The sequence below is a fragment of the Cohnella panacarvi Gsoil 349 genome, from assembly GCF_000515335.1.
Taxonomy (GTDB): Bacteria; Bacillota; Bacilli; order Paenibacillales; family Paenibacillaceae; genus Cohnella; species Cohnella panacarvi.
This window is the reverse complement of record NZ_KI911563.1, coordinates 3,901,474-3,915,493: the sequence shown is the minus strand read 5'-3', so window position 1 is coordinate 3,915,493 and position 14,020 is coordinate 3,901,474. Positions and strand designations below refer to the sequence as shown.

11 protein-coding genes are annotated in these 14,020 nt (G+C 56.0%); 4 read left to right on the top strand and 7 right to left on the bottom strand.

What is annotated here, in order from left to right; all coding sequences use genetic code 11:
- Positions 1-49: 49 nt before the first annotated feature.
- The 4 genes from COHPA_RS0118810 to COHPA_RS0118795 all read right to left on the bottom strand — a co-directional run bounded on the left by COHPA_RS0118810 (position 50) and on the right by COHPA_RS0118795 (position 5,093).
- Positions 50-2,602 carry a beta-mannosidase gene (locus COHPA_RS0118810; RefSeq protein WP_051421766.1) on the bottom strand — a complete coding sequence of 851 codons (2,553 nt, stop codon included), beginning with the start codon at positions 2,600-2,602 and terminating at the stop codon, positions 50-52.
- Between the two features lie 146 nt (positions 2,603-2,748).
- Complete coding sequence (locus COHPA_RS0118805; protein ID WP_027087691.1) at positions 2,749-3,336, bottom strand: guanylate kinase; 588 nt, start codon at positions 3,334-3,336, stop codon at positions 2,749-2,751.
- Between the two features lie 154 nt (positions 3,337-3,490).
- Positions 3,491-4,075 (bottom strand): RNA polymerase sigma factor, encoded by a 585-nt coding sequence (locus COHPA_RS0118800; RefSeq protein WP_027087690.1) that lies wholly within the window; start codon positions 4,073-4,075, stop codon positions 3,491-3,493.
- Positions 4,076-4,406: 331 nt separating this feature from the next.
- Entirely contained in the window at positions 4,407-5,093 is a 687-nt protein-coding gene (locus COHPA_RS0118795; protein ID WP_027087689.1) for a TerC family protein, read from the bottom strand.
- A gap of 114 nt (positions 5,094-5,207) precedes the next feature.
- Between COHPA_RS0118795 and COHPA_RS25985 the strand changes: the two genes are divergently transcribed.
- Positions 5,208-5,567 carry a hypothetical protein gene (locus tag COHPA_RS25985; RefSeq protein WP_156926702.1) on the top strand — a complete coding sequence of 120 codons (360 nt, stop codon included), beginning with the start codon at positions 5,208-5,210 and terminating at the stop codon, positions 5,565-5,567.
- Here the strand turns inward: COHPA_RS25985 and COHPA_RS0118790 are convergent.
- Positions 5,539-5,772, bottom strand: coding sequence for a hypothetical protein (locus COHPA_RS0118790; RefSeq protein WP_027087688.1), 234 nt, complete (start codon positions 5,770-5,772; stop codon positions 5,539-5,541). The genes COHPA_RS25985 and COHPA_RS0118790 overlap by 29 nt on opposite strands.
- 221 nt (positions 5,773-5,993) lie before the next feature.
- On the opposite strand from COHPA_RS0118790, the gene COHPA_RS0118785 reads away from it, so the two are divergent.
- The 3 genes from COHPA_RS0118785 to COHPA_RS0118775 all read left to right on the top strand — a co-directional run bounded on the left by COHPA_RS0118785 (position 5,994) and on the right by COHPA_RS0118775 (position 9,825).
- Complete coding sequence (locus COHPA_RS0118785) at positions 5,994-7,457, top strand: DHA2 family efflux MFS transporter permease subunit (RefSeq protein WP_035121372.1); 1,464 nt, start codon at positions 5,994-5,996, stop codon at positions 7,455-7,457.
- Between the two features lie 92 nt (positions 7,458-7,549).
- Positions 7,550-8,434 (top strand): helix-turn-helix transcriptional regulator, encoded by an 885-nt coding sequence (locus tag COHPA_RS0118780; RefSeq protein ID WP_027087686.1) that lies wholly within the window; start codon positions 7,550-7,552, stop codon positions 8,432-8,434.
- A 110-nt stretch (positions 8,435-8,544) separates the two neighbouring features.
- Complete coding sequence (locus COHPA_RS0118775) at positions 8,545-9,825, top strand: glycoside hydrolase family 27 protein (RefSeq protein ID WP_027087685.1); 1,281 nt, start codon at positions 8,545-8,547, stop codon at positions 9,823-9,825.
- An 88-nt stretch (positions 9,826-9,913) separates the two neighbouring features.
- Here the strand turns inward: COHPA_RS0118775 and COHPA_RS0118770 are convergent, their stop codons facing one another.
- Positions 9,914-12,799, bottom strand: coding sequence for a glycosyl hydrolase 115 family protein (locus tag COHPA_RS0118770; protein ID WP_027087684.1), 2,886 nt, complete (start codon positions 12,797-12,799; stop codon positions 9,914-9,916).
- Positions 12,800-12,886: 87 nt separating this feature from the next.
- Positions 12,887-14,002, bottom strand: coding sequence for a threonine aldolase family protein (locus tag COHPA_RS0118765; RefSeq protein WP_027087683.1), 1,116 nt, complete (start codon positions 14,000-14,002; stop codon positions 12,887-12,889).
- Positions 14,003-14,020 lie beyond the last annotated feature (18 nt).

Here is a 14,020-nt window from a genome sequence, read left to right as displayed (position 1 = left end):
TATTGCAATGTACCGATACCTTACCACATCGCATAAAATCTGGCAATACTCATCTTGCGTAATCGATCATCGAGGCGACGACGAGCTCCCCCGGAGATGCCGGAGCGAACGCTCGGCCGCCCTCGCCTCGTTTCAGAAACTGGACCGTGCGCGGCTGTCCGGGCACAAGGTCGAAGAAGTTGTCCGTGAAGATGCCCTCTTCGTCGGATTGCAGCCATACTTGCTTCGCCAGACTTTTCGCCGACAGCTCGAACTCCGTGCCGTTGCCGCCTTCGACTTCGCGTACGGCAATCGCCGGGTCCGACAACTCGAGAAACTTCGAATAAGCGAAATAATGCTCCTTCGTCTCCACGACCTCTCCCCCGCTGACCAGCTCCGCAACGATAACCGAACGGTTAGGTTCGCAACCCTCCAGCAGCTCGCTAACCGAGAGTTCAAGCGCGACTGCCGCGGAGTTCGCGGCAACGCGTGCAGGCGTAGAGCCCGATTTCAGCACCTTGCCCGAGAAATCAACCATTGTCCAAGCGAGCGTTCCTGCCACGGCATCGAGCCGATCCGACACGACGTGGAACGACAGCCGATCCTCCTCTTGGTCGATCGAGACGATCACCTCGCGGTAGCTGCGCTTGGCGTAATATTGCGTCGCTTTCCAACGGCCGTAATAGTCCATGCTCGACCATGAGGCGACCGGCCAGCAATCGTTGATCTGCCAATAGAGCGTCCCCATGCAATAATCCATCGCGCGGCGATGCGCTTCGATCGCCGTCTTCATGCCTTCGGCTTGAAGCACGGAGCTCATGTACAGGAACGAGGCAAAGTCTCTGGCGTCCTTCATGTACCGGTCGGAGTAGTCCTTGATCAGGAAGTTGCCCCGTCCGTTCTTCTGGTGATGGAGCATGACCTCGGAATCGAGCGCCATGTCGGCCTCACCGGCGAACGATCGCACCGTCTTCAGCTCGGGGAACGACTGGAAGCCGTACTCGCTCATGAACCGGCCGATGTTCGTCTTATAGTTCTCGAACGGCTCCTGCGCGTGCCATACCGCCCAGAAGTGAATGTCCCCGCTTGGCGTATCGGAGCCCGCATGCTGCGACGCGTCGTTCGTAACGCCCTGCATCGGCGAGGAAGGCCAGTATGCGATATCCGGCGCCATCGCCTCTACGACGTCAGGCAGAATCCGGTGGAACAGCGCTTCGTAATCCGCCCAAATCTTCTCGCGCTGCTCCATCGTGTAGAGCTTCTTCCAGCCCCAACCGCCTTCTTCGTTGAACTGAGACCATGCGACATCGATCTCGTTGTTGCCGCACCAGAGCGCGATGCACGGATGGTTGCGCAGTCGGCGGACGTTGTCCTTCGCCTCTTCGCGCACGTTGTCGAGGAACGCTTGATCGCCCGGATACATGCTGCAGGCGAACATGAAGTCTTGCCAGACGAGAATGCCGTACTCGTCGCACAGCTCGTAGAACGTATCCTGCTCGTAGATGCCTCCGCCCCACACGCGGATCATGTTGTAGTTCGACTCCGCCGCGCTCGCGATTTCATGACGGTACCGCTCGGCGGTAATCTCGTTCGTGAAGCTGTCGTTCGGGATATGGTTAGCTCCTTTGGCGAATACCGGGATTCCGTTCACTTCGAAATAGAACGAAGATCCCTTCGCATCGGGTTTGCGCACGAGTTTCACCGAGCGTAGTCCAGTACGCACGCTGCGTCTCGCCAGCTCATCCCCCCCTTCAACGATCTCGACCGTGAACGTATACATCGGCTGATCGCCCAAACCGCGAGACCACCATAGCTTCGGAGATTCGATCGTAAGCGGAAGCTCGACCGTCTGCACGCCCGATTGCAAGCGGAAGCTGCCGCTCCATTCCACGCCATCCGTGCCGACGTTCAGCGTAATCTCGCGATCCCGCTCCGATTCGATCTCGACGACGGCCGTCAGCTTCGCAACCGCAGCCGAAACTTCGTTCTGACGGATGAATACGTCGCTCGGACGCAAGCCGCTCCAGCCGCGAAGATAGATACTGCGCCAAATCCCGCTCGTGACGAAGCGCGGCCCCCAGTCCCAGCCGTAATGGTACGGCGCTTTGCGGGAGAACATGCTGACCTTCTTGTCGCCTAGCCCTCCGATCGCGGAATCGTCGTTGGGCGCGGGGTAACCGAGGCCGTTCGCCTCCAGTTTGCGCAAGCCTTCTTCGATCGGCGAACGGAATACGATGCGCAGCCGGTTGCCTTCCGCTTGCACGCAGGACTTCACGTCCGCAACCCAGGTGCGGAACATATTGCCCGCGGACAGGACGAGCTGATCGTTCACGTAGACGTCAGCGTAAGTATCCAAGCCTTCGCAGACGAGCTCCAGCTTGTTCGTGGCCAGCCGCTCGGCCGGAACGTCGAAGGTCGTGCGGTATTCCCAGATTTGCTTGTCGATCCACTGCAGCGCCTTCTCGTTCGTGCCGACGAACGGCGCCTCGATTCGGCCGTTCTTCAGCAAATCCGTATGTACGCACCCCGGTACGCGCGCAGGAAGCCAGGTTTGTTCATCCGAAGCTCTGAATTGCCAATTGCCAAGCTGCTCTGTCCATTCGTTCACGCGGTAATCCTCCATCGTCTCACGTTAGTATTTTTGTTATCCTAAAATTATATCATATAACTAACAAACACAACCCGATAAATACGAAAAAACCGCCGTTTCCGAATACGATCGTATCCGAAACTGACGGTTTCATCGCCATGTTCAACCCTGGCCGGAATTTAATCCTTATCCACTAAGTTTCTTTGCAAATAGGTTTCCAGCACGTTCGTAATCTCATACGTCGTCTGACCGAGATCGTAATTCTCGAAAGCATGCTCGCAGGAAGTCCGATACGCCAACTCGCTATCGTAATGGCTAAGGTGCGCGGCGATCGTTGCCGGATCCAGCCCAAGCCTCTGCTGGCGCTCCTCGACGGTTCGGCGGTCGGCGTACACGAACAACCGGACGACCTTGTCCCCGTATACTTTCTTGAGAATGTCCGCGCCTTCGCGATTCAAGATCAAATAGACGCAACCGCGGGAATCCAGATGCTCCTCGACGTCGAGCCCGCGAATGCCGTAATGATGGCCGTCGATCGATACGCTTTCGAGAAACTCGCCCTGCTGTTCCATCTCATCGTATATCTTATGATCGATAAAATGATAGTCTTGCCCGTTCACTTCGCCTGGCCTCGGCGGACGCGTAACATAGGATACGACCTTGGCGATTCCGAACGTCTGCCCGACCGCCTCCGCGACGGATTTGCGTCCCGACCCGTCCGGCCCCGTAAATACGATAATAGTCTCCTTGCCGTTGTATTCGTACATCCGCGTCATCTCCCTTAAGTTATGCAACCGAGGTACTGTGCCAAATGCAGAATTATCTGTTAATTATTCATTATAGCCGCTGGGTAGCGATGTCGTCAAAACCCCGCCGGATCATTCCGAGACGGGGTTTTCGGTTATTTGTTGTTCGTTGTCGTTAGACAAGCAGCATGCCCGGCGCGGTCAATAGGGCAACGACCCACTTCTTCTTCAACTGCTGCCTCGCGCGGGACAGCCTGGACTTGATCGTGCCTTCGGGCAGCTTCGTCAGCTGGCTGATCTCCGTAAGCGACAAGTCTTCCATATAACGGTTGTACAGAATTTCCCGGTCTTTGGCCCGAAGGGTGGCGAGCAAGCTTCTGAACTCCTCCGCCTGCTCCCGCTCCAAGCACTCCTCTTCCGGGCTTCGGCCCGCCGCCTGAGGGCGGACGAACTCGTGATCCCGCGCCGCCAGTTGCTGAGGGCGAGCTTTCTTCCTTCTAATGAGATCGAGACATAGATTTTTCGTAATCTGATGAATCCATGTCGTGAATTTCTTGCTTTCGTCGTATTTGTCGATATGCAGCAGCACGCGGATGAACGTCTCTTGAATCATGTCCTCGCATTCCTGCCGGTTCTTCAGGAGCCGATGAGCAAGCGAGAACAGACTGTTATAATACTGGTTCATCAACTCCGTGAACGCGGTGGAATCGGGATCCCCCGCTTTGATCTGCCGAACTAACGCCGCCGTATTCATCCTCATCGCCCGCTTCCCGTATTTGCCTTCGGAATCCTTTACCCGATTTTACCAAAATCTCGACTCTGCGAATATATGAAAATTGTACGCCGAAGGCCGCCTTCGCGCAAATCGCGGGGCTTTCTGATCTATATGAGCGACAAGAGCCGTGTATGTGGAAAATAATGAGCCCGGATCGACCGCCGAACGGGGAAATGACGCGCATGTATTGACCCTAACGGAGCACCGTTCCGCTGTATCGTCCCAAGTACCGTTTATCTTGGTGTAAACACATGCTATTTTCGATTTAACGGCGCACGGTTCGTTCCGTTGCCGGAGGTTCGTTCATATGTACGCCTTACGAATTTCCTTCGACCGGCTTTCTACGCCGGCTTTGCTGCGCTCTCAGCACGCCAACGATCAATATTCCCGCGGCGAACGCGATCGGTACGACGTTGTGCAGACCGGCCAACCACGGTTGGACCCATTGCCGGACGACTTCGTCGGAGACGATCATCTCTCCCGACGTGTACCCTAGAAGGCCTGCGCCGAGCACGACGATAATCGGGAACCGTTTCATCAAATTCGTCAGCAGTCGGCTGCACCATACGATTAAAGGAATGCTGACTCCGAGGCCGACGCCGATCAGCAGCCAATCGCCGTTCGCGGCGCCCGCCACCGCCACCACGTTATCCAAGCTCATGACGACGTCCGCGACGACGATCGTCTTGACGGCCTGCCCGATCGAGAGTCCGCCTTTGTCGATCTCTTCTTCCTCTTTGCCAAAGAGCAGTTTAATCGCAATGTATAGCAGCAGCAAGCCTCCCATCGCTTCCACCATTGGGATTCTCAGCAGCCATACGGCGACGAAAGTCAGCACCAGACGCAAGCCGACGGCGCCGAACGTCCCCCAGAATATCGCCTTCTTCTGCTGCTCCGGCTTTAAATTCCGGCAAGCCATCGCGATGACGACCGCATTGTCGCCGCTAAGCACGATATTGACCAATATAATTTCGGCTAACCCCAGCAACCACTCCGTGCTCATCGCTTTCCTCGCTTCTCATGGCTCTCTAATGTACCTAACTTATTATTGCCAAGCCGGAAAAATTTAGAGAGCACGCCGCCCGGCACATTATAGAAAAAGGGGCTCGGATTAGCGTTGCCACGCAACGTTACTGCGACGTACTTCCGGGATAGAGTCGGATTAGCGTTGCCACGCAACGTTACTGCGGCGCACTTCCGGGATAGAGTCGGATTAGCGTTGCCACGCAACGTTACTGCGACGTACTTCCGGGATAGAGTCGGATTAGCGTTGCCACGCAACGTTACTGCGACGCACTTCCGGGATAGCGTCGGATTAGCGTTGCCACGCAACGTTACTGCGGCGCACTTCCGGGATAGCGTCGGATTAGCGTTGCCACATGCTGTTGCAGCCGCGCGCGGGAACGCGAAAAACCCTTGCTTTCGCAAGGGCTCCGTTCGCCCCGCCGTTAGATCAATGCGATCGCGAGCAGCGTGAACAACGACAGCGCCAGGATGTCGAACCCGTATCCGAAACCGTACCCTGGGCCGTACCAACCGGAAATTCTCAGATCGCCCGATGTCCGCAAATACATGTTCTCGCGGTCCACGTTCACGATCGTGCCCTCGTACACGCCGTGGCGCGTATGAACGCGCACTCTGCAGTTCATATGCTTTCTGCACACCTGATACCAGTCATCCATCTCGGAACGGTTCCTCCTATAAGCTTATTCGTAAGGCTGTTATAAGCTATGTGGGGCAAGCACCCTCGGCATGGACGGGTATCGAGAATGTGCGATTGTCCGAAGCACTCGCGGGAGGGCTCTTCCCCGCGTTCGCCTTGACATTCGAACATGGGTTCGGTATTGTGTTGTCGATTGGAAAAAGTTGAGCACAGGAGGATTTTCGCGTGGATTTCAGTAGCGTGGACAACAAAGAAGCGAATGTCGATTTGAGCAAAATCAAACGCGGACCGATCGTAGCCGCACTCATCATCGGAGCGTTCGTTGCCATTCTTAACGAAACGTTGCTCAATATTGCGTTTCCCGATTTGATGAAAGATTTCGGAATATCGGAAAATACCGTACAATGGCTTGCCACGGCTTACATGCTCGTAGTCGGCATGCTCGTGCCGGTAACGGCGCTATTGCAACAATGGTTTACGACGAGGCAGATGTTCATCGGGGCGATGGTGTTGTTCCTGACCGGTACGATCGTCAGCTCGGTCGCGCCGGAGTTCGGCGTGCTGCTCGCCGGTCGCGTCATACAAGCTTTGGGCACCGGCTTAATGATGCCGGTCATGATGAACGTCATCTTGATCATTTTCCCGCCGGAAAAACGCGGCGGCGCGATGGGCATGATCGGGCTCGTTATTATGACGGCTCCCGTTATCGGCCCAACTTTATCCGGATTGATCGTCGAGCACCTGTCTTGGCGCTGGTTGTTCTATCTGGTTATTCCTCTCGCGGTGTTCTCGATCCTCTTCGCCTGGGCATACTTGAAGAACGTGACGACGGTAACGAAGCCGCGCGTCGATTATCTATCCATCCTGCTCTCGTCCGTCGGCTTCGGCGGCATCGTATACGGCTTCAGCTCCGCCGGCGAACGCGGTTCATGGTCTGATCCAGTCGTCGTGTGGTGCTTGGTCGCCGGAGGCGTCAGCTTATTGTTGTTCGTATGGAAACAGCTCGTATCTAAGAATCCGATTATGGATTTGCGCGCCTTTAAGTATCCGATGTTCTCGCTAGTCACGGTACTGATGCTCGTTATTATGATGTCGCTCTTCTCGACGATGATCATGCTTCCGCTCTTCATGCAACAGGTGCTGCTCCTGACGGCATTCGCTTCGGGATTGGCTTTGATGCCGGGGGGTATCATTAACGGCATTATGGCGCCGGTGTCCGGCATTCTGTTCGATAAGTTCGGCCCGCGCGTGCTCGTCATTCCCGGAATCGTGCTCATGTGCGTCTCGATATACATGTTCATGGGCATCGAATCGGATTGGTCCAAGAGCCGCATCATCTTCATTAACATCATCATGATGGTCGGAATCTCCTTGGTCATGATGCCGGCGCAGACGACTGGCTTGAACCAGCTTCCGAAAAGCCTGTATGCGCACGGAACCGCGATTCTGAATACGCTCACGCAGGTCGCCGGCGCAATCGGCGTCGCGCTGTTCATCAGCATCATGTCTTCCGGCGCCAAAGACTACTTGAAATCGCCCGACCTATCTTTGACACCCGAAGACATTCAAAGAGAAGCAATGGTCGCAGGCTTGCACAATGCGTTCCTGATCGGTCTTATCCTGGCCATCTTGGCGCTTGTCATCAGCTTGTTCATCAAGCGCACGCATGCTCCGAAGGAAGAGACGGATAAATCCGCAGCGTAACGCATCGATCATCAGGCCTGCCCCATGCAGTCGGCAAACTGCGCGGGGCAGGCCTTTATCGTGGCGTTGCACCGCGTACATGAGGTGATCCTATGCCTGCTACACCGGAATACGGCACTTTCGGCTTCCGTTTCTCGGAAAGCTCATCTCTTGCGATGTGCAATCTGTTCGCCGTCGGTTATGATCGGATCGACAGCGCCTCGTACAGCTGGGACGGTCTCACGAGAACGGACGGGCCTCTCCTGTTATTCCAATATTCCGTCGACGGCGCAGGTTATCTGGAATGGGAAGGCCGCAAGGAACGTCTCCCCGCCGGAAAAGCGTTCATGGTCGAAATCCCCGGCCGTCATCGTTATTGGTACGACCCTGCCGAGCACCCGTGGGAATTCTTCTTCTTATTGATCCGGCCGACCTTGATTCTCCCCAACTGGCTGGAAGCGAAGTCGCGGATCGGAACGACGCCCGTCCTGTCGCAGACAAGCGCGCCGATCCGCCTGATGAGGAATATTTATACGGAGGCCCGAGCGGGCAGAATCGCCGATGCCTACATTGCATCCTCTTACGTGTATCAATTTATCGCCGAGCTCGGACGCTTCGCCCTCTCCGACCAGCGGGACCGGGCGGGCTGGCCGGACAAAATCCGGCTAGCCGCAAACTATATCGAAACCAACTACGCCAGATTAGTCTCGCTTGACGAGCTTGCGAACAGCTTGCATGTATCCAAGTACCACCTTCAGCGTACGTTCGCGGAGACGGTCGGGCTGACGCCGCACGAGTATGCGAATCGAATTCGAATCGAACGGGCGATGGAACTATTGCGCCGGACGGAATCCAGCATCGAAGAGATCGCCGGGCTTATCGGCTTTTCCAGCGGCAGCTACTTTATCAAGGTATTCGCCAAGCTTACCGGCATGACGCCCGGGGCGTTCCGGCACGGGGAGGACAATCTGCTCTATAGCCGATTGTTCCTCGATTAGCCGACCGCAACATCCTACCATCGGAATGCGATTATTATCGTGGACCGGGCTTTTTCCCGGAGGTTACGATAGGCTTATAAGCATGTCTTCACATATAGGAGGAATCAAGCATGTCGCATAAGAGCTTCGCGCCTACGCCCCCGATGGGCTGGAACAGTTGGGACTGCTACGGAGCGGCCGTCAGGGAGGAAGAAATTCGAGGAAACGCCGATTACATGGCCGCGCATCTGAAAGATTTCGGCTGGGAATACGTCGTCGTGGACATCCAGTGGAGCGAACCGGGCGCGGTGTCGTCCAGCTACCGTCCGTTCGTGCCGCTGGAGATGGACGAATACTCGCGGCTGATCCCTGCCGTCAATCGGTTCCCTTCGGCTGCCGGGGGACAAGGCTTCAAACCGCTAGCCGATTACGTGCACGGCCTAGGATTGAAGTTCGGCATTCATATCATGAGGGGCATCCCTAGACAGGCGGTTCATCGCGATACCCCGATTAAAGGGACGAACGTCACCGCCAGACAGATCGCCCATACGAATTCCATCTGCCCATGGAATACCGATATGTACGGAGTAGACGCCTCGAAGGAAGGCGCTCAAGCTTATTACGATTCGCTGTTCGAGCTGTATGCGGAATGGGGAGTCGACTTCGTTAAGGTCGACGATATCGCCGCCTCTAGACTCTACGGCGCGCATCTGCCGGAAATCGAGCTCATTCGGGGCGCGATCGACCGCTGCGGCAGGCCGATGGTGCTAAGCCTCTCCCCGGGTCCTGCGCCGGTCGAGCAAGCCGATTTCTTCGATTCGACGGCCAACATGTGGCGCATAACCGACGATTTCTGGGACTTATGGCCGCTCCTGCTCGATATGTTCGATCGTTGCGAGAAGTGGCAAGGCCGGCCCGCGCCAGGCAACTGGCCGGACTGCGACATGCTGCCTCTGGGCCACATCGGCATCCGTTCCGTGGATGGCGGCGGTAGCGACCGCTGGACCCGCTTTACGCGCGACGAACAGGTTACGATGATGACGTTATGGAGTATCTTCCGTTCGCCTCTCATGTTCGGCGGAGAACTTCGCGACAACGACGAATGGACGCTGTCGCTATTGACCAACCGCGACGTGCTGAACATGCACCGCAATAGCACGGGCGCCAAGCTTGTATACCGCGAGGGCGACAAAGTCGCTTGGACGGCCGAAGGCGATCAAGATGAGGTTTATGTCGCTCTCTTCAATACGGGCGACCGAGCTCTGGATGTATCCGTCGCCTTGCACCGACTGAATGCGAAAGGACCTCGGAAGGTCAAAGAGCTTTGGTCCGGCGAAGAGCTCGGGACGATAACGGACGCCGTCACGGCATCCGTTGCGCCCCACGGAGCTAAATTATTCCGATTACAATAAATCATCGGCAATAAACAAACGGGGCTTCCCTCGGGTCGAATCGACCTTTGGGACAGCCTCGTCTTTGTTGCGATTAGCTCGATCGGTTTTAGACTTTGCCGGTATAATACGATTCCGCCGGACCTAAGTAACTCTCCGGCGGCTTTTTCCCTTGCGGGTAGATAACCAGCTTCTCGAGCACGAATCCCGGGCTCGCCACGTAGATCCTAACGGTGTTGAGCCCGCTCCGGCAGACGACTCTGCCGCTATGACGCCGAATGTTGTCAAGTACGCCGGCAGCCCATTCATGACTGGAGGATTCGCCGACTTTAAGACCTTGGGATACCGTATTAACGATCTCGATCTCGCCGTCATTCGCTTGAATGCCGTAATACAGCGTGTTATCCGCGGTTACCGGATTGGACGGCTGCATATACAATTCTACTTCGTAGGCGCCGGCTTCTTGAACGACGAACCGATACTCCAGATAAGGAGCATCATGACCGGCCGTATAATACCGCGTCGTCGGAAAAGCCTTCACGGCGGACAACGTTTTGCCGTAACCCTCGATCACCCGGAAACCCGCTTCTCCTATATCCTTCTTCGCTGCGTAGCGCTCTGCTTCAATGGAAACGTACCCGTGAGTATCCACGTAGGTGGTGTCCGGTAATCCGCTTATATCCGGTTGCTTGGCATCCACGATAATCGTACATTCGCCGGTCGGAAGCTTCACCGCGATCCGCGCTTCGGTCTCTTGATTCATTGTTCCGCGATCGATACGTACCGTTATCGTGTCGGCAGCGCGGTTCGTACCGTCCAGCACGCCCTTCCGGCGCGAGAACGATAACCAAGGCGCTTCGCAAGCAATCTCGTACGAAGCTTCCAGATCGCTAAGGCTGCTGACGGTGAAGGAAGCCTCCGTAATGTCCGGACGCTTGAAGTCGTTCCAATAGAGCTTGTTGACGTGCCAACCGCTGCCCTCCGACATCATCTGCGTACCGTCTATGGAGACGCTTAATCTTGGCTTTCCGGCAGGCATGACTTGCGCGAGAACGGGATATCGGCACTCGTCCTCGTTCCATTTCGTAAAGCCGATATGCTCCGACAGTCCCATGCCGTACCATTTGCCGTTATCGATGGAATGATACTCGTCCACTAGCTCCCGGTCCCGCTTCATGCAGGCTTTGATCTGCTCGGCGAGAATATTCGCTTCCATGCGGTTAAGCTTGGCAGCATAGTGATTTTTGCCGGTTAGAAGCTGCATCTTCTGAAGATTCAAATTGCCCATCGCCGGATAATAGACGAGCGAGAAGAAGCCGGGCATCGCCTCTTCGTCCATTGTCCCGTAGAGTTCATTAGCCGCATCCATGAGCTTCTCGATCTCGGCGAGCAATCTGTCGGTTTCTTGATCGTTAACCGGATGATAGACGTACGCGTGCATCGCTTCCGCTCTGCGATTGTGCGCGATTCTCGTATACCCGTCCAGAATGCGATGGATGGTCTCTCTGTCTTCCTCGCCGCATACGGCCCCGAACTGCCGCTCGACCCACGACCGCGTGTATTCATGCGTCCGATTGATCGCGCTTGTTCCCCAACGATCGAAATCGTAAGCCAGATCGAGAAAATACGCCAAAGGGAACTCCTGCGTGCAAATGTCGCCTACGTTAACGATCCACAGATCGCGGATGCCGAAATCGTAAGCCATGCTCATCTGCTCCCACACCTTCGGCAGATAGGAGCTGTTGATCCATTCATAAGAGATCGGTCCGCCGTGATAGTCGAAATGATAGTACATTCCGTAGCCGCCCTTATGAGAACGCATCTCCTCGGTCGGCAGCGTGCGCAAATTGCCGAAGTTATCGTCGCAGAGCATCAGAATGACGTTCTCTAATTCCTCCGAGCCGATCAAGCCCGGCGTATGTTCGTCTCCGTAGAAGAACGGCTCCACTTCCTTATATAGCGCCAACATGCGAGGGACTTCGTCCAGATCGGAGTTCACATGCTCCTTGATCAAACGGTTTTGCGCACGGATGACGTCGCGAAGCAGGTTGATGTTATCCGCGAAAGTGGCTTCCTCGCCCATGATCGCCGTATCGGCTTCGCCGCGCATCCCGACCGTAATGACGTTCTCGAACTTGCCGCTTCGCTTCAGGCCGTCCGCCCAGAATCGGGTGATGCCTTCTTCGTTCGTTCTGAAGTTCCATGCGTCGCCATAGATCGAATCCTTGCCCCGCAAGTACTTGTACTCTTCCCCTTGACGCAGGCACGGTTCATGGTGGGAAGCGCCCATCACGACGCCGTACTCGTCCGCCAACTCCGAGTTGGCAAGTCCCGGGCCGTCGTCGTGGAATCTGGCAGACCACATGGCCGGCCACAGGTAGTTGCCTTTCAAGCGAAGCAGCAGCTCGAAGACGTGATCGTAAGCTTCGGCGTTGAAGCCGCCGAAATGATGATTCACCCAGGTTCCGAAGGCGGGCCATTCGTCGTTAATGAAGAATCCTCTGTAGCGGACGGACGGCTCCCTGGATACGTGTTTATATCCGTCGCTCAGCACGAATTCCTCGCGGCGCGGCGGCTTTACATCGCACCAGTCCACGTACGGGGAAATCCCCATAAGTTCGGACAGATGGAACAACCCGTAGATCGTTCCTCTTTTATCGCTGCCGGCAATGACTAACGCTTGGTCCACTCCGCACGCGGGGGCATCGATCGTCTGGAATAAATAAACTTCGTTCTTGCCTTTAATCGCATCTAGATCGATCAATCCCCGCTCCGACAGACTCTCCAGCATGGGGCTGCGGCCGATCGTTCCGTAGATGACCGCGCGGGAAGCCAACCGATCGGATTCCCTGGCGGATGCCGGGCGAACGCCGATGACCCGCTCGATGTCCTTCATGACTTTGTCGGCGATTCTGCGAACGCCGCTATAGGCTTGCTGCTCGTTAAGGAAGAATGCGCCGCCGCTCAGTAAAGCCCGGTTAATCGTAAAGTTCATGTCGTTCTCCTTATGCCCTTGTATGAGACTTTATCCATTATACAATCGTTAGCGCTTATATTGATTTCGATAATCTTAGAATTAATGTTATAAATTAAAGCTATCGCTCGCCGAAGCCTTCAATCGCCTATCCAGTACCCGGAACGCCTCGCGCAACCGATCCTTCGGCAGCTCGGCGTAACGGTCGCCGATGCTGATCTCGAATGCGCACCCGCCATCCTTGTCTTCCCGCAAGTATGGCGTGAAGCCGAAGCCCGTCTCCTCCGTGACCGCGACGATGACGGGTCCCAATCGTTCCTTCGGCATGCCGACGCGGACATGGAACATATTCGTCGGCGGCACGACCGGCAACGTGGAGACGGCATGACATTCATTGAATAGAGCCGCAAGCTCTTGCGCATCCCGGCGATATCTGTCCATGAGGGGCAACCGGCGCTCCATGTAGTATTCGGCGCTGAGGATGTACGGATAGAGGCTGATCAGATCGCCTCCGTGCCGTCTTTTCCATATTTTCGACGGCTCCGTCAACTCGGGCTCGCCCGCAAGAACGGCGCCTGCGATGCCCCCGAGCCCTTTATAGAACGACACGTACACGCTGTCGAACAGCTCGCTTATTTCCGCGGCCGTCTTGCCGTAGTAAGGCAGGCATTCGAACAATCTCGCTCCGTCGAGATGCAGCTTGATCCCTTTCTCGCGGCAGTAAGCCGACATCTTGACCAGCTCCTCGTAAGCCGGAAGCTGTCCGCCTATTTCCCGCTGCGGCAGCTCGAGCAGCACGCAGGCGACGTCCTCTTCAAGCTGCAGAAGATCGGCGAGCTCGACCGGCCTCGTGCTGTCCCCGATCAGTACGGGCTCAAGACGGTGAAGCTCCTTCACTCCGTCCTTCTCGTGCAGCTCTAAGTGGGACAACGGATGGTAAGCGACCTTCTTCGTTCCCGCCGCATCGGACCAGATGCGAAGCGCGATCTGCTGCGCCATCGTACCGCTCGGGAAGAACACGGCCGCCGGTTTGCCCAGCAATCTCGCCATTCGCTCCTGAAACGGCTCGATGACGGAGCCTTCTCCGTACTTGTCGCTGTGGATGTCGCCGTCATAAGCGTCCAGCGCATCCTTCAGGACTTGGATGTTTCTCTTGCCGTGTCCCGCAATCGGAAAGCTCGCGTGCTCGTATGCTTCGGTTATCGTCCGTGTAAGTTGCGTCATCTTTATCAGCTCCTCATC

What these genes read in the sequence shown, in the direction of transcription:
- COHPA_RS0118780 (WP_027087686.1), top strand. Translation starts at nt 7,550, where the DNA reads ATGCCTGCTACACCGGAATACGGCACTTTCGGCTTCCGTTTCTCGGAA.
- COHPA_RS0118770 (WP_027087684.1), bottom strand. Translation starts at nt 12,799, where the DNA reads ATGAACTTTACGATTAACCGGGCTTTACTGAGCGGCGGCGCATTCTTC.
- COHPA_RS0118800 (WP_027087690.1), bottom strand. Translation starts at nt 4,075, where the DNA reads ATGAGGATGAATACGGCGGCGTTAGTTCGGCAGATCAAAGCGGGGGAT.
- COHPA_RS0118805 (WP_027087691.1), bottom strand. Translation starts at nt 3,336, where the DNA reads ATGTACGAATACAACGGCAAGGAGACTATTATCGTATTTACGGGGCCG.
- COHPA_RS0118790 (WP_027087688.1), bottom strand. Translation starts at nt 5,772, where the DNA reads ATGGATGACTGGTATCAGGTGTGCAGAAAGCATATGAACTGCAGAGTG.
- COHPA_RS0118795 (WP_027087689.1), bottom strand. Translation starts at nt 5,093, where the DNA reads ATGAGCACGGAGTGGTTGCTGGGGTTAGCCGAAATTATATTGGTCAAT.
- COHPA_RS0118810 (WP_051421766.1), bottom strand. Translation starts at nt 2,602, where the DNA reads ATGGAGGATTACCGCGTGAACGAATGGACAGAGCAGCTTGGCAATTGG.
- COHPA_RS0118775 (WP_027087685.1), top strand. Translation starts at nt 8,545, where the DNA reads ATGTCGCATAAGAGCTTCGCGCCTACGCCCCCGATGGGCTGGAACAGT.
- COHPA_RS0118765 (WP_027087683.1), bottom strand. Translation starts at nt 14,002, where the DNA reads ATGACGCAACTTACACGGACGATAACCGAAGCATACGAGCACGCGAGC.